General features: G+C 67.2%; 21 protein-coding genes and 2 pseudogenes. 22 read left to right on the forward strand and 1 reads right to left on the reverse strand.

Annotated elements, in window-relative coordinates:
- The first annotated feature begins 104 nt into the window (after window positions 1–104).
- Together JEQ17_RS27855 and JEQ17_RS27860 are read left to right on the forward strand one after the other, a co-directional pair.
- A pseudogene (locus tag JEQ17_RS27855) lies at window positions 105–3,217 on the forward strand (glycosyl hydrolase 115 family protein).
- An 81-nt stretch (window positions 3,218–3,298) separates the two neighbouring features.
- Window positions 3,299–4,378 (forward strand): endo-1,4-beta-xylanase, encoded by a 1,080-nt coding sequence (locus JEQ17_RS27860; RefSeq protein ID WP_200397746.1) that lies wholly within the window; start codon window positions 3,299–3,301, stop codon window positions 4,376–4,378.
- A 182-nt stretch (window positions 4,379–4,560) separates the two neighbouring features.
- Here the strand turns inward: JEQ17_RS27860 and JEQ17_RS27865 are convergent, their stop codons facing one another.
- Window positions 4,561–6,162, reverse strand: coding sequence for a hypothetical protein (locus JEQ17_RS27865; RefSeq protein WP_200397747.1), 1,602 nt, complete (start codon window positions 6,160–6,162; stop codon window positions 4,561–4,563).
- Between the two features lie 334 nt (window positions 6,163–6,496).
- Between JEQ17_RS27865 and JEQ17_RS27870 the strand changes: the two are divergent.
- The 20 genes and pseudogenes from JEQ17_RS27870 to rplR all read left to right on the forward strand — a co-directional run.
- A pseudogene (locus JEQ17_RS27870) lies at window positions 6,497–7,543 on the forward strand (putative T7SS-secreted protein); the annotation flags it as partial.
- A 557-nt stretch (window positions 7,544–8,100) separates the two neighbouring features.
- Entirely contained in the window at window positions 8,101–8,820 is a 720-nt protein-coding gene (locus JEQ17_RS27875) for a hypothetical protein (RefSeq protein WP_200397749.1), read from the forward strand.
- Window positions 8,821–9,390: 570 nt separating this feature from the next.
- Window positions 9,391–9,699 (forward strand): 30S ribosomal protein S10, encoded by a 309-nt coding sequence (gene rpsJ, locus JEQ17_RS27880; protein WP_003948644.1) that lies wholly within the window; start codon window positions 9,391–9,393, stop codon window positions 9,697–9,699.
- A gap of 17 nt (window positions 9,700–9,716) precedes the next feature.
- A complete protein-coding gene (gene rplC / locus JEQ17_RS27885; protein ID WP_055614929.1) occupies window positions 9,717–10,361 on the forward strand; it encodes a 50S ribosomal protein L3 in 645 nt (214 codons plus the stop codon).
- A gap of 7 nt (window positions 10,362–10,368) precedes the next feature.
- Window positions 10,369–11,034 (forward strand): 50S ribosomal protein L4, encoded by a 666-nt coding sequence (gene rplD / locus JEQ17_RS27890; RefSeq protein WP_200397750.1) that lies wholly within the window; start codon window positions 10,369–10,371, stop codon window positions 11,032–11,034.
- Complete coding sequence (rplW, locus tag JEQ17_RS27895; protein WP_055614927.1) at window positions 11,034–11,450, forward strand: 50S ribosomal protein L23; 417 nt, start codon at window positions 11,034–11,036, stop codon at window positions 11,448–11,450. Before rplD ends, rplW begins: the two co-directional genes overlap by 1 nt.
- 39 nt (window positions 11,451–11,489) lie before the next feature.
- Complete coding sequence (gene rplB, locus JEQ17_RS27900; protein ID WP_055614926.1) at window positions 11,490–12,326, forward strand: 50S ribosomal protein L2; 837 nt, start codon at window positions 11,490–11,492, stop codon at window positions 12,324–12,326.
- 12 nt (window positions 12,327–12,338) lie between these two features.
- On the forward strand, window positions 12,339–12,620 hold the full coding sequence (rpsS, locus tag JEQ17_RS27905) for a 30S ribosomal protein S19 (RefSeq protein ID WP_010986346.1): 282 nt from the start codon (window positions 12,339–12,341) through the stop codon (window positions 12,618–12,620).
- Between the two features lie 42 nt (window positions 12,621–12,662).
- The gene (gene rplV, locus JEQ17_RS27910) at window positions 12,663–13,010 is read left to right on the forward strand and encodes a 50S ribosomal protein L22 (RefSeq protein ID WP_055524703.1); all 348 of its coding nucleotides are present in this window, start codon (window positions 12,663–12,665) and stop codon (window positions 13,008–13,010) included.
- A complete protein-coding gene (rpsC, locus tag JEQ17_RS27915) occupies window positions 13,010–13,858 on the forward strand; it encodes a 30S ribosomal protein S3 (RefSeq protein WP_200397751.1) in 849 nt (282 codons plus the stop codon). The genes rplV and rpsC overlap by 1 nt, the downstream gene beginning before the upstream one ends.
- 5 nt (window positions 13,859–13,863) lie before the next feature.
- Window positions 13,864–14,283 carry a 50S ribosomal protein L16 gene (rplP, locus tag JEQ17_RS27920; RefSeq protein WP_055614924.1) on the forward strand — a complete coding sequence of 140 codons (420 nt, stop codon included), beginning with the start codon at window positions 13,864–13,866 and terminating at the stop codon, window positions 14,281–14,283.
- The gene (gene rpmC / locus JEQ17_RS27925) at window positions 14,283–14,507 is read left to right on the forward strand and encodes a 50S ribosomal protein L29 (RefSeq protein ID WP_003998824.1); all 225 of its coding nucleotides are present in this window, start codon (window positions 14,283–14,285) and stop codon (window positions 14,505–14,507) included. The genes rplP and rpmC overlap by 1 nt, the downstream gene beginning before the upstream one ends.
- The gene (gene rpsQ / locus JEQ17_RS27930; RefSeq protein ID WP_143642848.1) at window positions 14,507–14,794 is read left to right on the forward strand and encodes a 30S ribosomal protein S17; all 288 of its coding nucleotides are present in this window, start codon (window positions 14,507–14,509) and stop codon (window positions 14,792–14,794) included. The genes rpmC and rpsQ overlap by 1 nt, the downstream gene beginning before the upstream one ends.
- A gap of 111 nt (window positions 14,795–14,905) precedes the next feature.
- Window positions 14,906–15,274, forward strand: a complete 369-nt coding sequence (gene rplN, locus JEQ17_RS27935) for a 50S ribosomal protein L14 (protein ID WP_003992364.1) — start codon at window positions 14,906–14,908, stop codon at window positions 15,272–15,274.
- 2 nt (window positions 15,275–15,276) lie between these two features.
- Complete coding sequence (rplX, locus tag JEQ17_RS27940; RefSeq protein WP_055614922.1) at window positions 15,277–15,600, forward strand: 50S ribosomal protein L24; 324 nt, start codon at window positions 15,277–15,279, stop codon at window positions 15,598–15,600.
- Window positions 15,600–16,157: a 50S ribosomal protein L5 gene (rplE, locus tag JEQ17_RS27945; RefSeq protein ID WP_010986351.1), complete on the forward strand. Its 558-nt coding sequence runs from the start codon at window positions 15,600–15,602 to the stop codon at window positions 16,155–16,157. The genes rplX and rplE overlap by 1 nt, the downstream gene beginning before the upstream one ends.
- A 5-nt stretch (window positions 16,158–16,162) precedes the next feature.
- Window positions 16,163–16,348 carry a type Z 30S ribosomal protein S14 gene (locus JEQ17_RS27950; protein ID WP_003948630.1) on the forward strand — a complete coding sequence of 62 codons (186 nt, stop codon included), beginning with the start codon at window positions 16,163–16,165 and terminating at the stop codon, window positions 16,346–16,348.
- A 209-nt stretch (window positions 16,349–16,557) separates the two neighbouring features.
- Window positions 16,558–16,956 (forward strand): 30S ribosomal protein S8, encoded by a 399-nt coding sequence (gene rpsH / locus JEQ17_RS27955; protein WP_055614920.1) that lies wholly within the window; start codon window positions 16,558–16,560, stop codon window positions 16,954–16,956.
- A gap of 21 nt (window positions 16,957–16,977) precedes the next feature.
- On the forward strand, window positions 16,978–17,517 hold the full coding sequence (gene rplF, locus JEQ17_RS27960) for a 50S ribosomal protein L6 (protein WP_189845070.1): 540 nt from the start codon (window positions 16,978–16,980) through the stop codon (window positions 17,515–17,517).
- Between the two features lie 3 nt (window positions 17,518–17,520).
- Entirely contained in the window at window positions 17,521–17,901 is a 381-nt protein-coding gene (gene rplR / locus JEQ17_RS27965; RefSeq protein ID WP_055614918.1) for a 50S ribosomal protein L18, read from the forward strand.
- The last annotated feature ends 2 nt before the right edge of the window (window positions 17,902–17,903 follow it).

Here is a 17,903-nt window from a genome sequence, read left to right on the forward strand (position 1 = left end):
CCCATCTTCGAAACTATTCGGCGCGTTCGACCCGTTGTCCCCTCGCTGCACTCCCTTCACCATTTGTCATGCCGCTGACCAAATAGGGGATCGAGGGGTGTGGCATGTCTGGGTGCGTCAGTCGTAGGGGTGTGCTCGGGGCCGGGATCGGGGCTGTGCCGGTGCTGTCGATGGGGGCCGGGAGTGCGTGGGCCGACGACGGGGGTGGGGGTCTGCGGGTGGGGGACTCGGGGGCGTATCTGTCCTTCTCGCCGGTGGCGGGCGGGTTTTCGCTGGTCGGGGTGGCGGTGGTGGTCAGCCCTGACGACCACCCCGGAGTCGTACGGGTGGCAGGGGATCTGCGGGACGACATCGAGCGGGTCACGGGGGTGCGGCCGGGTTCGACGGTGGCGCGGGAGGTCGTCCTCGTCGGGACGATCGGGCGCAGTCCGCTGATCGACGGGCTGATCGCGGCCGGGAAACTCGACGTCCGCGGGATCCGGGGCAGGTGGGAGACCTCCCTGCAGACCGTGGTCGAGCGGCCGATGCCGGGGGTGGAGCGGGCCTTCGTCGTCGCGGGCAGTGATCCGCGCGGCACGATCTTCGGGGCGTACGACGTCTCGTACGGGATCGGGGTCTCGCCCTGGTACTGGTGGGACGACGTGCGGCCGGTGCGGCGGAGCGAGGTGTACGTGCTGCCGGGGCGGTACAGCCAGGGAACGCCGGCGGTGAAGTACCGCGGGGTCTTCATCAACGACGAGAACCCGGCGCTGGGGACGTGGGCGCCCGCGTTCTTCGGGCCGGGGAAGGCGCCCGGCCATCCCGGCGGCTTCAACGCGGACTTCTACGCCAAGGTCTTCGAGGTGCTGCTGCGGCTGAAGGCGAACTATCTGTGGCCGGCGGTGTGGGGGCGGGCCTTCGCCGAGGACGACCCTGAGAATCACGCGAGGGCGAAGGCGTACGGGATTGTCATGGGCACGTCTCATGAGGCGCCGATGATGCGGGGCATCGAGGAGTGGAACCGGCATGCGGTGCCGGCTGTGCGCGACAGCGCGGGGAACATCGTGACGCCGGGTCGGGATCCCTACGGCGGCACCGGGGAGTGGTCGTTCCGGCGCAACTCCGAGGCGGTCAAGGCGTATTGGCGCGAAGGCGTGCGGCGCATGGTCGACCAGGACTTCGAGGGTGTCGTCACGCTGGGGATGCGGGGGAACGGCGACACGAGCCTCCCTGATGGTGACGGCATCGAGCTGATGCGGGAGATCATCGCGACGCAGAGGTCGATCATCGAGGACGTCACAGGCCGCGCGGCCGCCGAGACCCCACAGGTGTGGACGCTCTACAAGGAGGTCCAGCGGTACTGGGACCGCGGGCTCCGGGCGCCGGACGACGTGACCGTCGTGCTGACCGACGACAACTGGGGCAACATCCGCAAGCATCCGGATCCGGCGGAGGCGGTCCGTGGCGGCGGGTACGGGCTCTACTACCACTTCGACTACGTCGGCGTCGGCCGCAACTACAAGTGGGTGGACACCACTTCGCTGCCGAACATGTGGGACCAGCTCCACCAAGCGGTCGAGTACGGGAACCGGGAGCTGTGGGTCACGAACGTCGGCGACTTGAAGGGGAACGAGCTGCCGACCGAGTTCTTCCTCAACTACGCCTGGGATCCGGGACGTTGGCCGCTGGAGAGGCTGGGGGAGTGGGAGCGGGGGTATGCGCGGCAGAACTTCGGTGAGGGGTCTGCTTCCGGGATCGCGTCGGTGCTGGCGAGGTATGCGCAGCTCCAGTCGCGGCGGAAGCCGGAGCTGTTGAACCGCCGGATCACGCTGGTGGACGGGAAGGTCGTGCACGACGACCAGCAGACGCCTTTCCACTTCGGTCACCGTGAGCTGGAGCGGGTGACGGAGGAGTGGCGGCGGCTGGGGAAGGACGCGGAGCGCATCGGCCGCCGGTTGCCGGCCGCGGACCAGGACGCGTGGTTCGAGCTCGTCGGGTACGCGGTGGCGGCGACGGCCAACCTGTACGGGTTGCGGAAAGCGGAGTTCACCAACCTGCTGTACGCGCGGCAGGGGCGGGCCGCGACGAATGACCTGGCGGCCGAGGCGGAGGCCGGACTGGCGCGGGACTTCGCCCTGGCCGAGCGCTTCAACTCCCGGGTGGCGGGCGGCAAATGGCGTGGTTTCCAGACGCAGCCGCACATCGGGTACGGGGATGTGGAGCGGTACGGGCCGAACGCGCCGTGGCAGCAGCCCGAGCGGGACAACGTCGCGTTGCCGGATGAGATCTTTCCGGCGGTGAAGCGGGTGGGGGTGCCGGTGGGGGCTGAGATGGGGGTGGCGGTGGATGGGGCGGAGGAGGGGAGTGGTGGCCCGGTTCGCATGCCTCTGGTGAGGCCGTGCTGCCTGTGTTCAGCCCGTATCAGACCCGGCCCGACCAGTACATCGAGGTCTTCAACCGGGGGCGTACGGCCTTCGACTTCCGGATCACGCCGTCGGTGCCGTGGATCGGGGTCGACTGTCCGCGGGGTCGGGTCGAGAAGCAGGTGCGGGTGGTGCTGACGGTGGACTGGGACCGGGCTCCGCGGGGGCGTACGGAGGCGTCGGTGAGCGTGGAGGGGGCGGATGCGGTGGTGACGGTCGGGGTGGTTGCCGAGTCTCCGTCGGCGGGCGGGCTGTGGGGGGCGCGGGATGCGCGAGGGCTTCGGGGGTTCGTCGAGGCGGGTGGGTACGTGGCCGTCGATGCCGAGCACTTCGCGCGTTCGGTGGGGGCGTGGCGGAGGATCGACGGGATCGGGCGTACGGGGGCGGGGGTGACGCCGTGGCCGGTGACGGCTCCGCGGCGGACGCCGGGGGGCTCGTCTCCGCGGCTGGAGTACGAGGTGAGCCTGCTGTCCGAGGGTGAGGTCACGGTGTGGGCGTACCTGTCTCCGCGGAACCCGACCTTGCCGACGGGTGGGCTGAAGTACGGGATCTCGTTCGACGGGGACGCCCCGCAGATCGTCGACATCCATGCGGCCACGGGCGCCGATGACGGTCTGATGGACATCGAGTGGGCCCGCAACACATCGGACAACGTCAATCGCACGGCTACGCGCCACATGATCGGGGCTGCCGGGGTGCACCGGCTGAAGTTCTGGATGGTCGATCCGACGGTGGTGGTGCAGCGGCTGGTGATCGATACGGGTGGGTTGACGCCGACGTATCTGGGGCCGCTGGAGAGCTACCGCGTGCGCTGAGCGGTGTCCGTTGGGCCGCGTTCGTTGAACCGCGTTCGCTGAGCCGTACTCGTTGAGCCGTATTCATTGGAGGGATCGCGCATGAAGAACTTCCGTATGTCTGTTGTCGGGCTGCTCGGCGTGACGTTGCTGGTCACGGGCTTCACAGGTGTCCAGACGGCTGCGGCGCACGAGGCCCCGCAGGGCGGGAAGGCGCCGCTGCGGGCGCTCGCCGAACGCGCCGACCTGCGGATCGGTACGGCCGTGGACATGGCGGCGCTGGGCGAGGACACGACGTATCGGCGGACGACCGGGCGTGAGTTCAACTCCGTCACCGCCGAGAACGTCATGAAGTGGGAGGTCGTCGAGCCGGCGCGGGGGACGTACGACTGGTCGGGGGCGGATGCGTTGGTGCGCTTCGCGCGTGATCGGGGGCAGGTCGTGCGCGGCCACACGCTGGTGTGGCACAGCCAGTTGCCGGGGTGGCTGACGGCGGGGGTGGCGGACGGTTCGATCGGAGCGGGGGAGCTCCGCGGGATCCTCCGGAAGCACGTCACCACGGAGGTCAAGCGGTACAAGGGCAGGATCCAGCAGTGGGACGTGGTGAACGAGGTCTTCGAGGAGGACGGCTCGCTGCGGAACTCGATCTGGCTGCAGAAGCTCGGACCGTCGTACATCGCCGACGCCTTCCGCTGGGCGCACGCCGCTGACCCGAAGGCGAAGCTCTTCCTGAACGACTACAACGTGGAGGGCGTCAACGCGAAGTCGACTGCCTACTACGAACTGGCGAAGCGGCTTCGGGCGGAGGACGTTCCCGTGCAGGGCTTCGGGATCCAGGGGCATCTGGCGATCCAGTACGGCTTCCCGGGGGATGTGGCGGGGAACCTCGCACGGTTCGAGCGGCTGGGGATGCAGACCGCCTTCACCGAGGTGGACGTACGGATGATCCTGCCCGCGGACGCGGAGAAGCTCGCCACGCAGGCGACGTACTTCAGGGGGCTGCTGGACGCCTGCCTGGGGGCGCGGAGCTGCAAGTCCTTCACCGTGTGGGGGTTCACGGACAAGTACTCGTGGGTGCCGGGGGTTTTCGCGGGGCAGGGGGCGGCGACGTTGCTGGGAGAGGACTTCGGACGGAAGCCGGCTTATGGAGCTGTGCGGGAGGGGTTGGCGGAGGGGCGTTGACCCGGGCCGGTGTCGGCCGCGCTACTTGGCTTCGCTCTTGTTCGCGTAGCGCGGCAGGTCTTCCGTCGAGATCGTCCGGTCGCCGATGGTGACGTCCTCGCCGTAGACGGTCTGGTGGCCTGTCTGGTGGCATGGTCGTCATTCGTGGCGTGCCTGTCGGCGGCCCAGTGGAACGGGGCCGGTCACCCCGAGGCCAGTTGTTCCGCTATCTCCTGGATCCAAGCGCCGGTCCTCGCCGGGTCGTTGAGGGTCTCGACCCATGCTTCCGGCTCCAGTTTGTGCTTGGCGGGGCCTGATTTGAGAGCGATGAGCAGGGATCTGGCGGACTCCCGCATCTCGGCCGTCGTGCTGCCGCTCCCGGAGATGTCGGGACCCGCCGCCAGGGCGTAGATCTCGCGCGCCATGGCCTGGCGTTCGCCCTGCGACACCTTCTTCCAGAACTTCAGGGCATGCTTCAGCGACTCCTTGCGGGACGCGGCCTCCGCGGGGGTCTCGCCCTTCGGCGCCCAGCGCTCGGGGTGGTGGACCTCTTCGTAGCGCTTCGTGGCGGCGCGGAGCGCCTTGTACATGGTGACGCCGAGGACGAGGCCGGCCCCGGCCCCGGCGAGGCCCCATCCGACCGGGTTGCTCGCCAGCCCGACCGTTCCCGCCGCGACCGCCGTCACGATGCCGGCGGCGGCCTTGGTGGACTCGCCCCCGCCGCTGACCGTCTCCTTGCCCATCTTGGTGAGCTGCTTCTTCTTCGCGTACCCCTGCACGGTGCTCAGCTTTTCCACGTCTCGTTCGGCGTGCTGGAGGGTCTCGGCGGCGTCACGGGCTTCGCCCATCGCATCCCAGGCGGCGTCGATGGCCTCGGAGACCAGCTCCAGCCGTTCCGGGCCGTCGTGGGCCCAGTAGGCGTCCAGTGCGACGTAGGCCTCCGCGGCGGCCCAGCCGGCCTGCTCCCGCGACTCGTTCAGCCGGGCCAGTGACCCGGCCTGGACGACGTTGGGGTCTCCCAGCTTCTTGATCTGCCGGTACTTGGTGGCCGCCCCGCCGACGCGGAAGGCGGACCGCATGCCTTTGATCGCGCCGATGGAGGCGCTGGCGATACCGCTCGCCTCGGACGCCACCGCGGCGTCCGCCGCCTTCTGGACCTTGGTCACCTCCTTGGCGATGGCGGCGCTGTAGCTTCCCGAATTGGCGGCGCCGACAACCGCGTCGGCCCCCTTGGTCTTGGCCTTCTTCTTCGCCGTGTGGTGGTTGGCCCCGGTCTCGTGCTTCTTGGCGTCCTTCATGTTCTTGTACGCGTCCATGCCACTGACCACGGTGCCGGCGGCCTCCGTGAGGAGGTTCCCCGACGCCGCGGAGGTCCCCGAGGCGGCGGTGGAGTGCTTGAGGCCCTCATTGGCCGAGACGGCGGCCTGCTGGGTGAAGGCCGCGTTGGTGGGGGTCTGGAAGCCCTTGATGAAGGTGTCGATGGGTTCGAGATTCTTCTTGAACCTGTCGAGGAGCGCGGCGATCCGGTCGCGATAGTTCTTCTTCTTCGCTCCGGCGGACGCGCCGCTGTTCTCCGCCGTGCCGTCTCTCTCAGTGTCCCGGGCGGGGTCTCGGGCGGTGTCCCGGGCGCGCTGCACCGCCGCGGTCGTGGCCCGGTTGCCGGCGCGGGACTGCATCGCGAGGAGGGCGTGCTCCGTCGAGCGTGCGGACATACTCCCGGTCCGGCCCCCTTCCCGACGCTGCTGGGCCGACGTCAGGCCGGCTGCAGACTGCCGTGTCGAGGTGCGGTGGATCGGGGTGCTCATGGATGGGCCTCTCCTGTACCGGACCGGGCGAGGCGAAGGTAGCCACACCTGGCAAACAGAAGGGGAGCGGCGGGGAAACTCCTCGCGGATGCTGTGGGGCGCGTGCGGTGGGTTGCTCGGGCCGAGTTGGCCACCCGCCTCGCCCCGGGGTCAGGCCGACGGCCGTCGCGAGGCCCAGAGTCACGGACGCTCCGTCGGAGTCCCTGAACAGCAACTCGACTGGCGGGCCTGACCTCGGGATCCGAACTGATCTTGCATGCGAGGGACGCCGACGCCTAGTAAATTCGCTGCTGCGTACGGTTTCGTACGGGGCAGTTGTGACGGGGGTTGAGGCGTGGCGGGATATCGGCCGACGGACTGGCATGTCCTCGATCTGGAGAAGGATCCGACGCCGGGGGATCCGGTCCGGGTGAAGTCGCTGGCCAAGAGCCTGCACGACTTCGCGGACGATGTGCAGGACGCGCTGCGTCTCGTCAAGGGGATGGCGGAGGAGGACGCCGTCCTGACGATGGTGGGCAAGACCGCCGATGTGTTCCGGGACGAGTTCTCCGGCGTCCCGAAGAACTTGAAGAAGCTCAAGAAGTCGTACGACCTGGCCGGGGACGCGCTGGCGGCGTACTGGCCGGAGCTCGAACGCGCGCAGGCGCTGGCCGACAAGGCCCTCGCCAGGGGGCGCGAGGCTCAATCCGATCTCTCCTCCGCCAAGTCCCGGCTCTCGTCGGCCGATTCGTGGGTGACCCGGGCGAACAAGGAGGCGGACAAGTACAAGGACGACCCGACCAGCGGTAAGGACGTCGAGAAGCCCGACGAGGCCAAGGTCAGGGCGGCGACCCGGGATGCGCAGAGTGCCAAGGACGCGCACACCACCGCCCAGTCGGATGTGACCTCCGCGCAGAGTGCGCTGGACGCGGCGAAGAAGATGGCCGCCGACGCCCGTCGGATGCGTGAGGAGGCCGCGGGCGAGGCGAAGCGCAAGCTGGACGAGGCGTCCGACGCGGGGATCCAGAACCGCAAGTGGTACGAGGAGGTCGGAGACTGGTTCGTCGACAACTGGGACACCATCGTCGCCGTGTGCAAGGTCGTCGTCGCCGTCCTCGGGATCATCGCCCTCATTATCGGTGGGCCGATTCTCGGCGCCATCGTGCTCATCGCCGCTCTCGTCGTCCTGGCCGACACCCTCAACAAATACATGAAGGGACAGGCGTCCCTGTGGGATGTGGCCTTCGCGGCGCTGGACTGCATACCCGGAATGAAGGGCCTCACCACCCTCGGCGGACTCGCCAAGGGGCTCAAGGGCCTCCGGACCATGAACGGGCTCAAGGTCGGGCTCAAGGGCATGGCCGAGGGCGTTCGCGGTATGAGCGGCGTCTTCAAGGGCGGAGCCCGCATGCCGGGTGGCCAGATCCCTTACCGGGCGCTGTCCCCGAAGGCCAGGCAGCTCACCCGGGCGCTGGAGAACGGGCACATACCCATCCGGCCCGGAGAGGTGAACGTCTCCCATCTCTCCGAACTCCAGAGCTTCCACGGGGTCGAGCACGCCATCATCCAGAATCCGGCGGGAGATCTGCGCCTCTTCCGGGGGACGGAGCGGACGAGCTCCATTCCACGGGACCTCAGGGGACAGGATTACGATTTCATCGCCCATACGCACCCGGAGGATCGAATTCCCGGACCGCCCAACCGAATAGAAGAGGCGCGGGGAATTCCCAACAGCATGTCGCGGGACCTGGAATACAAGGCGTCGGATCATATGGAAGTGGTCGTCAGCAGGGACGGAAATCTGAGATTCTTCGACGGTGCGGGAATCCGCGAGCTGCCGCAGGGGACATATCCTGAGGGTGGTCCGGTGAATCCATTGGGGTTCATCGTTCCCGTGCGAATGGGATGACCGATGTGCATACCTTGGCATGAACCGCGCAGCGGAAAGGGAAAGCTGTAATGAGTAATGAACACGCTTCGTGTGTCTTCTGCGGGGAATTCGTCCTGCACATCCCCGGGTGGGCCAGCAGTGTTCCTTCGTACCGCCTCATGCGGGCGACCTGGCAGGAGGACCACGCGTTCGTGGTCGGGTCGCTCCACTTCTCCTGCCTGCGTGCCTCGCCCGCCCGGTCGGAGTTCGCCGCCGAGTTCGCGCAGATCGCGACAGGACACGGAAGGGAGATCACGTATCAGGCGGCCGGCGAGACCCAGACGCTGATCCAGCCCGGTCTCGGCTACGTCGAGCAGATCTTCCGGGGCGACGAATGCGCCATCCATCGCAGTGACACCCGGGACAGCTGGCTCGTGCAGGAGCATGCCGGGCCCTGGTACGTGCTGGACCGGCCCCAGTTGGAGGACATCGCGCAAGGGAAGCAGCCTCGTCTCGACCCCGGTGTGGAGCGGATCGTGCTCCCGCGTGAGCCGATGGCGAATCTCGCCGATGCCACGCTTCCCGAACTCCTGGACAGCCTCGGCGTCACGGACCGGTATCCGGATCTCGCGGCGGGGGAGCCGGAGTACGAGTTCTGGAAGTACTTCGCCCCCAAGCGCGTACTGGAGTACGCGGTGATCGCGACCCCGCCCCTGCCGACGGAGGCGGACGTGTTCCTGCGTGGCTACGCCCCGGGCTATCGGCCGATCGACTTCGACGCACTCGAACGCGACGAGCCCCGGAGCTGAGAAGCCGGACGACGCGGGCAGGGGGCAGGCCCGCCGACCGCGAGCGACCGCGATCGCGTCGCGAGTGCAGGACGGCTGCGAGACCTGGCGCCTCAAGCCCGGGGGGTGCCCCGCGGTGAGGGCCCGCCCGGCCCGCCCGTGCGAGCCTGTGTTTGACCTGCGTCACCCTGGGGGTATTCTCTCCGGCTCGATTGGCCAGCCGTATGCCCCGTATGGCAGACTGTCGGGGTTGCTCGGTTGAGTGCCGATGCTGCGCGCCTCCCGCCGGGAGGACCGGAAGCGAGTCCCACAGTACTCGTCGCTCCAACTGCCGTAAGGCAGCGCTGGGGCGGACGTACGGGAATCTTCCGGGAAGTGTCAGCGGGGTGCCGACCAGGCGCCCGGTGGGTGTTCAGCCCCCGGTCCTGCGGTTGTCTTTTGGGCTCAGCCGCGTCCCTCGGTAGGGAAAATCCACTCGTGGATATCTCTGTCAGCAGGAGCGCGACACGCCCGACCGCGTGGGTCGGAGGCAAGGGACGCGAACCCCCGGGTTCCAGAGCGTTAAACGAGACTAAGGACTACTGAGTAGCCATGGCGGGACAGAAGATCCGCATCCGGCTCAAGGCCTACGACCACGAGGTCATCGACAGCTCGGCGAAGAAGATCGTCGAGACGGTGACGCGAACTGGTGCGTCTGTCGCGGGCCCGGTGCCGCTGCCCACTGAGAAGAACGTGTACTGCGTCATCAAGTCGCCGCACAAGTACAAGGACTCGCGCGAGCACTTCGAGATGCGCACGCACAAGCGCCTGATCGACATCCTCGACCCGACGCCCAAGACCGTTGACTCCCTGATGCGACTCGACCTCCCGGCCGGTGTCGACATCGAGATCAAGCTCTAGGGGCCGGTGATCTGAGAATGGCTAAGCAGATCAAGGGCATCCTGGGCGAGAAGCTCGGCATGACGCAGGTGTGGGACGAGAACAACCGTGTTGTTCCCGTGACGGTCGTCAAGGCCAGCCCCAACGTCGTCACCCAGGTCCGTACGAACGACTCCGACGGCTACGAAGCGGTCCAGATCGCCTTCGGCGAGATCGACCCGCGCAAGGTGAACAAGCCCCTCAAGGGTCACTTCGCCAAGGCCGACGTCACCCCCCGCCGCCACCTCGTCGAGATCCGCACCGCGGACGCCTCCGAGTACACGCTGGGTCAGGAGATCTCCGCCGAGGTCTTCGAGGCCGGCGTGAAGGTGGACGTGACCGGCAAGAGCAAGGGCAAGGGCTTCGCCGGTGTCATGAAGCGTCACAACTTCAAGGGCCTCGGCGCCGGTCACGGCACCCAGCGCAAGCACCGCTCTCCCGGTTCCATCGGTGGCTGCGCCACCCCGGGCCGTGTGTTCAAGGGCCTCCGCATGGCGGGTCGCATGGGCAACGAGCGGGTCACCACCCAGAACCTGACCGTCCACGCCGTTGACGCGGAGAAGGGTCTGCTGCTCATCAAGGGCGCGGTTCCCGGTCCGAACGGCGGCCTCGTCCTGGTCCGCACTGCGGCCAAGGGGGCCTGAGGTAACGATGAGCACTGTTGACATCCTTTCGCCGGCAGGCGACAAGACCGGGACGGTCGAGCTCCCCGCGGAGATCTTCGACGTCGAGAAGATCAGCATCCCGCTGCTTCACCAGGTCGTAGTCGCCCAGCTGGCCGCTGCCCGCCAGGGCACGCACAAGACCAAGACCCGTGGCGAGGTTCGCGGTGGCGGCAAGAAGCCGTACCGCCAGAAGGGCACCGGCCGCGCCCGTCAGGGCTCGACCCGCGCGCCCCAGTTCGCCGGCGGTGGCGTCGTCCACGGCCCGCAGCCGCGTGACTACTCGCAGCGGACCCCGAAGAAGATGAAGGCCGCGGCCCTGCGCCACGCCCTCACCGACCGGGCCCGCAACGCTCGTATCCACGTCGTCACCGGCGTGGTCGACGGCGAGATCTCCACGAAGGCCGCGAAGTCCCTGCTGGGCAAGATCAGCGAGCGCAAGAACGTGCTCCTGGTCATCTCCCGCGAGGACGAGCAGGGCCTGCTCTCCGCCCGCAACCTGCCCCAGGTGCACATCCTGGAGCCGGGCCAGCTGAACACGTACGACGTTCTCGTCTCGGACGACGTGGTCTTCACCCAGGCCGCCTTCGAGTCCTTCGTGTCCGGCGCGCCCTCCGCAGAGCGGAACGCTGACACCGAAGGGAGCGAAGCCTGATGGCTACGCGTCACCCGAGCATTGCGCCCAAGGCGGCCAAGGCCGCCAAGGCCGCGCGCGTCGCCAAGGCGAAGCGCCACGCCACCGAGGGCAAGAACACCGTCGAGACCCCGCTGAGCAAGTCCTTCACGGATCCCCGTGACGTGCTCCTCAAGCCGGTCGTCTCGGAGAAGAGCTACGCGCTTCTCGACGAGGGCAAGTACACCTTCGTCGTGGACCCGCGGGCCAACAAGACCCAGATCAAGCAGGCCGTCCAGGCGGTCTTCTCGGTCAAGGTCACCGGGGTCAACACGATCAACCGTCAGGGCAAGCGCAAGCGCACCCGCACCGGCTTCGGCAAGCGTGCGGACAGCAAGCGCGCGATCGTGACCCTCGCTGAGGGCGACCGTATCGACATCTTCGGCCAGGCCTCCTAACGGAGTGCCCTGGTCCGAATATCGGACGAGGACTGAGAAATGGGAATCCGCAAGTACAAGCCGACTACGCCGGGCCGTCGTGGCTCCAGCGTCGCCGACTTCGTCGAGGTCACGCGGTCCACGCCGGAGAAGTCGCTGGTTCGCCCGCTGCACAGCAAGGGCGGCCGTAACAATTCCGGTCGTGTGACCGTTCGCCACCAGGGTGGTGGACACAAGCGCGCCTACCGTGTCATCGACTTCCGTCGCCATGACAAGGACGGCGTGCCGGCGAAGGTCGCGCACATCGAGTACGACCCCAACCGCACCGCGCGCATCGCGCTGCTTCACTACGCGGACGGCGAGAAGCGCTACATCCTCGCCCCCCGCAACCTGTCGCAGGGCGACCGCGTCGAGAACGGTCCCGGGGCCGACATCAAGCCGGGCAACAACCTGGCCCTCCGCAACATCCCGGTCGGTACCACGATCCACGCGATCGAGCTCCGTCCCGGTGGCGGTGCCAAGTTCGCCCGCTCCGCCGGTGCCTCTGTGCAGCTGCTCGCGAAGGAGGGCCAGATGGCCCACCTGCGCATGCCGTCCGGAGAGATCCGCCTGGTCGACGTGCGCTGCCGCGCCACCGTCGGCGAGGTCGGCAACGCCGAGCAGTCGAACATCAACTGGGGCAAGGCCGGCCGTAAGCGCTGGCTGGGCGTCCGCCCGACCGTTCGCGGTGTGGCGATGAACCCGGTTGACCACCCGCACGGTGGTGGTGAGGGCAAGACCTCCGGTGGTCGCCACCCGGTCTCGCCGTGGGGTCAGAAGGAGGGTCGTACTCGTTCGCCGAAGAAGGCTTCGAACAAGTACATCGTCCGCCGCCGCAAGACGAACAAGAAGCGCTAGGAGCGGGTTTAGATGCCGCGCAGTCTCAAGAAGGGGCCCTTCGTCGACGACCACCTGATCAAGAAGGTGGACGCCCAGAACGAAGCCGGTTCCAAGAACGTCATCAAGACCTGGTCCCGTCGCTCGATGATCATCCCGGCCATGCTCGGCCACACGATCGCGGTGCACAACGGCAAGACCCACATTCCGGTGTTTGTCACCGAGTCGATGGTCGGCCACAAGCTCGGCGAGTTCTCGCCGACGCGCACCTTCCGGGGTCACGTCAAGGACGACCGGAAGTCGAAGCGCCGCTAACGCGGGGTGGAATCGACCATGACAGACACTGGAAGGACAACCATGGAAGCCAGGGCCCAGGCGCGGTACATCCGCGTTACGCCCATGAAGGCCCGCCGCGTGGTGGACCTTATCCGTGGCATGGATGCCACGGAGGCTCAGGCGGTCCTGCGTTTCGCCCCGCAGGCCGCGAGCGTGCCGGTCGGCAAGGTGCTTGACAGCGCCATTGCCAACGCCGCACACAACTACGACCACACCGACGCCGGCAGCCTTGTCATCTCCGAGGCCTACGTCGACGAGGGCCCGACCCTGAAGCGGTTCCGTCCGCGTGCCCAGGGCCGTGCCTACCGGATCCGCAAGCGGACCAGCCACATCACCGTGGTCGTCAGCAGCAAGGAAGGTTCCCGGTAATGGGCCAGAAGGTAAACCCGCACGGGTTCCGACTCGGCATCACCACCGACTTCAAGTCCCGGTGGTACGCCGACAAGCTGTACAAGGACTACGTCAAGGAAGACGTCGCCATCCGTCGGATGATGACGTCCGGCATGGAGCGCGCCGGCATCTCGAAGGTTGAGATCGAGCGCACCCGTGACCGCGTCCGTGTGGACATCCACACCGCGCGCCCGGGCATCGTCATCGGCCGTCGTGGCGCCGAGGCCGACCGCATCCGCGGCGACCTCGAGAAGCTGACCGGCAAGCAGGTCCAGCTGAACATCCTTGAGGTCAAGAGCCCGGAGACGGACGCTCAGCTGGTGGCCCAGGCCGTCGCCGAGCAGCTGTCCTCCCGCGTCTCCTTCCGTCGTGCCATGCGCAAGAGCATGCAGGGCACGATGAAGGCCGGCGCCAAGGGCATCAAGATCCAGTGTGGTGGCCGTCTCGGCGGCGCCGAGATGTCCCGCTCGGAGTTCTACCGCGAGGGCCGTGTGCCCCTGCACACGCTCCGCGCGAACGTCGACTACGGCTTCTTCGAGGCCAAGACCACCTTCGGCCGCATCGGTGTGAAGGTCTGGATCTACAAGGGCGACGTCAAGAACATCGCCGAGGTCCGCGCCGAGAACGCCGCAGCCCGCGCGGGCAACCGCCCGGCCCGTGGTGGCGGCCCGGGCGGCGACCGCCCGGCCCGCGGCGGTGGCCGCGGTGGCGAGCGTGGCGGCCGCGGCCGCAAGCCGCAGCAGCAGTCCGCCCCGGCTGCCGAGGCCCCCAAGGCCGAGGCTCCGGCGGCTGCCGCTCCGGCTGAGAGCACCGGAACGGAGGCCTGACCGAAATGCTGATCCCCCGTAGGGTCAAGCACCGCAAGCAGCACCACCCCAAGCGCCGTGGTCAGGCCAAGGGTGGTACGGAGGTTTCGTTCGGCGAGTACGGCATTCAGGCCCTCACGCCGGCGTACGTGACGAACCGCCAGATCGAGGCGGCTCGTATCGCGATGACCCGTCACATCAAGCGTGGCGGCAAGGTCTGGATCAACATCTACCCGGACCGCCCGCTGACCAAGAAGCCCGCCGAGACCCGCATGGGTTCCGGTAAGGGTTCCCCCGAGTGGTGGGTCGCGAACGTGCACCCGGGCCGGGTCATGTTCGAGCTGTCCTACCCCAACGAGAAGATCGCCCGTGAGGCCCTCACTCGCGCAGCCCACAAGCTGCCGATGAAGTGCCGGATCGTCAAGCGCGAGGCAGGTGAAGCGTGATGTCGGCCGGTACCAAGGCGTCCGAGCTGCGCGAACTGGGTGACGAGGAGCTTCTCGCGAAGCTCCGCGAAGCCAAGGAAGAGCTGTTCAACCTCCGCTTCCAGGCGGCGACCGGTCAGCTCGAGAACCACGGTCGGCTGAAGGCCGTCCGGAAGGACATCGCGCGGATCTACACCCTGATGCGTGAGCGCGAGCTGGGCATCGAGACGGTGGAGAGCGCCTGATGAGCGAGAGCAACGTGACTGAAGAGACCAAGACGAGCCGCGGTTTCCGCAAGACCCGTGAGGGTCTCGTCGTCAGCGACAAGATGGACAAGACCGTCGTCGTCGCCGTCGAGGACCGCGTCAAGCACGCGCTGTACGGCAAGGTCATCCGCCGTACGAACAAGCTCAAGGCCCACGACGAGCAGAACGCCGCGGGCGTCGGCGACCGAGTCATCATCATGGAGACCCGGCCGCTGTCCGCGACGAAGCGCTGGCGCATCGTCGAGATCCTCGAGAAGGCCAAGTAATTCTCCTGCGGGGCACCCCCCGCAGGACAGTTCCGCCAGGCTCGGCAGGGGTCCGAATCCCGTACAGGACAAGGCCCCTGCCGGGAACCGGCAGACAAACAGGAGATAGACGTGATCCAGCAGGAGTCGCGACTGCGTGTCGCCGACAACACTGGTGCGAAGGAGATCCTTTGCATCCGTGTGCTCGGTGGCTCCGGTCGCCGCTACGCGGGCATCGGTGACGTGATCGTCGCCACCGTCAAGGACGCGATCCCCGGCGGCAACGTGAAGAAGGGTGACGTCATCAAGGCGGTCATCGTTCGCACCGTCAAGGAGCGCCGCCGTCCCGACGGCTCGTACATCCGCTTCGACGAGAACGCCGCCGTCATTCTGAAGAACGACGGCGACCCTCGCGGCACCCGCATCTTCGGCCCGGTGGGCCGGGAGCTGCGCGAGAAGAAGTTCATGAAGATCATCTCGCTCGCGCCGGAGGTGCTGTAAGCATGAAGATCAAGAAGGGCGACCTGGTACAGGTCATCACCGGTAAGGACAAGGGCAAGCAGGGCAAGGTCATCGCGGCCTACCCCCGCGAGGACCGCGTCCTGGTCGAGGGTGTCAACCGGGTCAAGAAGCACACCAAGGCCGGCCCGACCGCTCGCGGTTCGCAGGCCGGTGGCATCGTCACGACCGAGGCGCCCGTCCACGTCTCCAACGTCCAGCTGGTCGTTGAGAAGGACGGCAACAAGGTCGTCACGCGTGTCGGTTACCGCTTCGACGACGAGGGCAACAAGGTTCGCGTTGCCAAGCGGACGGGTGAGGACATCTGATGGCTACCACCACGACTCCGCGTCTCAAGACGAAGTACCGCGAGGAGATCGCGGGCAAGCTGCAGGAAGAGTTCTCCTACGAGAACGTCATGCAGACCCCGGGTCTCGTCAAGATCGTGGTCAACATGGGTGTGGGCGACGCCGCCCGCGACTCCAAGCTGATCGACGGCGCGATTCGCGACCTCACCACGATCACCGGTCAGAAGCCGGCCGTCACCAAGGCTCGTAAGTCCATCGCGCAGTTCAAGCTGCGTGAGGGCCAGCCGATCGGTGCCCACGTCACGCTTCGTGGCGACCGCATGTGGGAGTTCCTGGACCGCACCCTGTCGCTCGCGCTGCCGCGCATCCGCGACTTCCGTGGTCTGTCCCCCAAGCAGTTCGACGGCCGTGGCAACTACACCTTCGGTCTCACGGAGCAGGTCATGTTCCACGAGATCGACCAGGACAAGATCGACCGCGTCCGGGGTATGGACATCACCGTGGTCACCACGGCGACCAACGACGCCGAAGGCCGTGCCCTTCTCCGTCACCTCGGCTTCCCCTTCAAGGAGGCGTAAGCGAGATGGCGAAGAAGGCTCTGATTGCCAAGGCTGCTCGTAAGCCCAAGTTCGGCGTACGTGGCTACACGCGCTGCCAGCGCTGCGGCCGTCCGCACTCCGTGTACCGCAAGTTCGGCCTCTGCCGTGTGTGCCTTCGTGAGATGGCTCACCGTGGCGAGCTGCCGGGCGTGACCAAGAGCTCCTGGTAGTCCCGTACTTCGGGATTCCGGAAGCTCTCGGTAAGTAAAGGGCGATGTCGGGTGCCCATCTCTCCATGGCTTAGGCTAGGAGGGTTGGGCGCCTGGACGCCCGTACGACTTACTACGCCGTAGGTCCCCGCACCGCACCCGTCCCGCCACTGAGTGGGGAGAGGGATGGCGCACTGGAAACCCCGGCGAGAGAGGCCGAAGGCCAATTCATGACCATGACTGATCCCATCGCAGACATGCTTACTCGTCTGCGTAACGCGAACTCGGCGTACCACGACGATGTCGCGATGCCGCACAGCAAGATCAAGTCTCACATCGCGGAGATCCTCCAGCAGGAGGGCTTCATCACCGGCTGGAAGGTCGAGGACGCCGAGGTCGGCAAGAAGCTCGTCCTCGAGCTGAAGTTCGGCCCGAACCGTGAGCGCTCCATCGCGGGCATCAAGCGGATCTCGAAGCCGGGTCTGCGTGTGTACGCGAAGTCCACCTCCCTGCCCAAGGTGCTCGGTGGCCTCGGCGTGGCGATCATCTCCACGTCGCACGGTCTCCTCACCGACAAGCAGGCCGGCAAGAAGGGCGTAGGCGGAGAAGTCCTCGCCTACGTCTGGTAGCGGAAGGGAACGGAAGAAGCTATGTCGCGTATTGGCAAGCTCCCCATCACGGTTCCCGCCGGCGTGGACGTCACCATCGACGGCCGTACGGTTTCGGTGAAGGGCCCCAAGGGCTCTCTCTCCCACACCGTCGCGGCGCCGATCGAGATCGCTAAGGGCGAGGACGGCATTCTCAATGTCACCCGCCCGAACGACGAGCGTCAGAACAAGGCCCTGCACGGCCTGTCCCGCACGCTGGTGGCGAACATGATCACCGGCGTGACCACGGGTTACGTGAAGAAGCTCGAAATCAGCGGTGTCGGTTACCGAGTCCTGGCGAAGGGTTCCAACCTGGAGTTCTCGCTCGGCTACAGCCACCCGATCCTGGTCGAGGCCCCCGAGGGCATCACCTTCAAGGTGGAAGCCCCCACCCGTTTCTCGGTCGAGGGCATCGACAAGCAGAAGGTCGGCGAGGTTGCGGCCAACATCCGCAAGCTGCGCAAGCCCGACCCGTACAAGGCCAAGGGTGTCAAGTACGAGGGCGAAGTCATCCGCCGCAAGGTCGGAAAGGCGGGTAAGTAAGCCATGGCATACGGTACGAAGATCGCTAAGGGCGACGCTTACAAGCGTGCTGCCATCAAGCGGCGCCACATCCGGATCCGTAAGAAGGTCAACGGAACGGCTGAGCGTCCTCGCCTGGTCGTGACGCGCTCGAACCGCCACATCGTGGCCCAGGTCATCGACGACATCAAGGGTCACACCCTGGCGTCGGCGTCGACCCTGGACGCGTCGATCCGTGGCGAGGGCGAGAAGTCCGCGCAGGCCGGCAAGGTCGGCGCTCTTGTCGCCGAGCGCGCCAAGGCCGCCGGTGTCGAGGCTGTCGTATTCGACCGTGGTGGCAACCAGTACGCCGGGCGCATCGCTGCCCTGGCGGACGCCGCCCGCGAGGCCGGACTCAAGTTCTGAGT

The organism is Streptomyces liliifuscus (assembly GCF_016598615.1).
Taxonomy (GTDB): Bacteria; Actinomycetota; Actinomycetes; order Streptomycetales; family Streptomycetaceae; genus Streptomyces; species Streptomyces liliifuscus.

Excerpts from the sequence above, each read along its gene's own strand:
- JEQ17_RS27860 (WP_200397746.1), top strand. The coding sequence starts at position 3,299 with ATGAAGAACTTCCGTATGTCTGTTGTCGGGCTGCTCGGCGTGACGTTG.
- JEQ17_RS27865 (WP_200397747.1), bottom strand. The coding sequence starts at position 6,162 with ATGAGCACCCCGATCCACCGCACCTCGACACGGCAGTCTGCAGCCGGC.
- JEQ17_RS27875 (WP_200397749.1), top strand. The coding sequence starts at position 8,101 with ATGAGTAATGAACACGCTTCGTGTGTCTTCTGCGGGGAATTCGTCCTG.
- rpsJ (WP_003948644.1), top strand. The coding sequence starts at position 9,391 with ATGGCGGGACAGAAGATCCGCATCCGGCTCAAGGCCTACGACCACGAG.
- rplC (WP_055614929.1), top strand. The coding sequence starts at position 9,717 with ATGGCTAAGCAGATCAAGGGCATCCTGGGCGAGAAGCTCGGCATGACG.
- rplD (WP_200397750.1), top strand. The coding sequence starts at position 10,369 with ATGAGCACTGTTGACATCCTTTCGCCGGCAGGCGACAAGACCGGGACG.
- rplW (WP_055614927.1), top strand. The coding sequence starts at position 11,034 with ATGGCTACGCGTCACCCGAGCATTGCGCCCAAGGCGGCCAAGGCCGCC.
- rplB (WP_055614926.1), top strand. The coding sequence starts at position 11,490 with ATGGGAATCCGCAAGTACAAGCCGACTACGCCGGGCCGTCGTGGCTCC.
- rpsS (WP_010986346.1), top strand. The coding sequence starts at position 12,339 with ATGCCGCGCAGTCTCAAGAAGGGGCCCTTCGTCGACGACCACCTGATC.
- rplV (WP_055524703.1), top strand. The coding sequence starts at position 12,663 with ATGGAAGCCAGGGCCCAGGCGCGGTACATCCGCGTTACGCCCATGAAG.
- rpsC (WP_200397751.1), top strand. The coding sequence starts at position 13,010 with ATGGGCCAGAAGGTAAACCCGCACGGGTTCCGACTCGGCATCACCACC.
- rplP (WP_055614924.1), top strand. The coding sequence starts at position 13,864 with ATGCTGATCCCCCGTAGGGTCAAGCACCGCAAGCAGCACCACCCCAAG.
- rpmC (WP_003998824.1), top strand. The coding sequence starts at position 14,283 with ATGTCGGCCGGTACCAAGGCGTCCGAGCTGCGCGAACTGGGTGACGAG.
- rpsQ (WP_143642848.1), top strand. The coding sequence starts at position 14,507 with ATGAGCGAGAGCAACGTGACTGAAGAGACCAAGACGAGCCGCGGTTTC.
- rplX (WP_055614922.1), top strand. The coding sequence starts at position 15,277 with ATGAAGATCAAGAAGGGCGACCTGGTACAGGTCATCACCGGTAAGGAC.
- rplE (WP_010986351.1), top strand. The coding sequence starts at position 15,600 with ATGGCTACCACCACGACTCCGCGTCTCAAGACGAAGTACCGCGAGGAG.
- JEQ17_RS27950 (WP_003948630.1), top strand. The coding sequence starts at position 16,163 with ATGGCGAAGAAGGCTCTGATTGCCAAGGCTGCTCGTAAGCCCAAGTTC.
- rpsH (WP_055614920.1), top strand. The coding sequence starts at position 16,558 with ATGACCATGACTGATCCCATCGCAGACATGCTTACTCGTCTGCGTAAC.
- rplF (WP_189845070.1), top strand. The coding sequence starts at position 16,978 with ATGTCGCGTATTGGCAAGCTCCCCATCACGGTTCCCGCCGGCGTGGAC.
- rplR (WP_055614918.1), top strand. The coding sequence starts at position 17,521 with ATGGCATACGGTACGAAGATCGCTAAGGGCGACGCTTACAAGCGTGCT.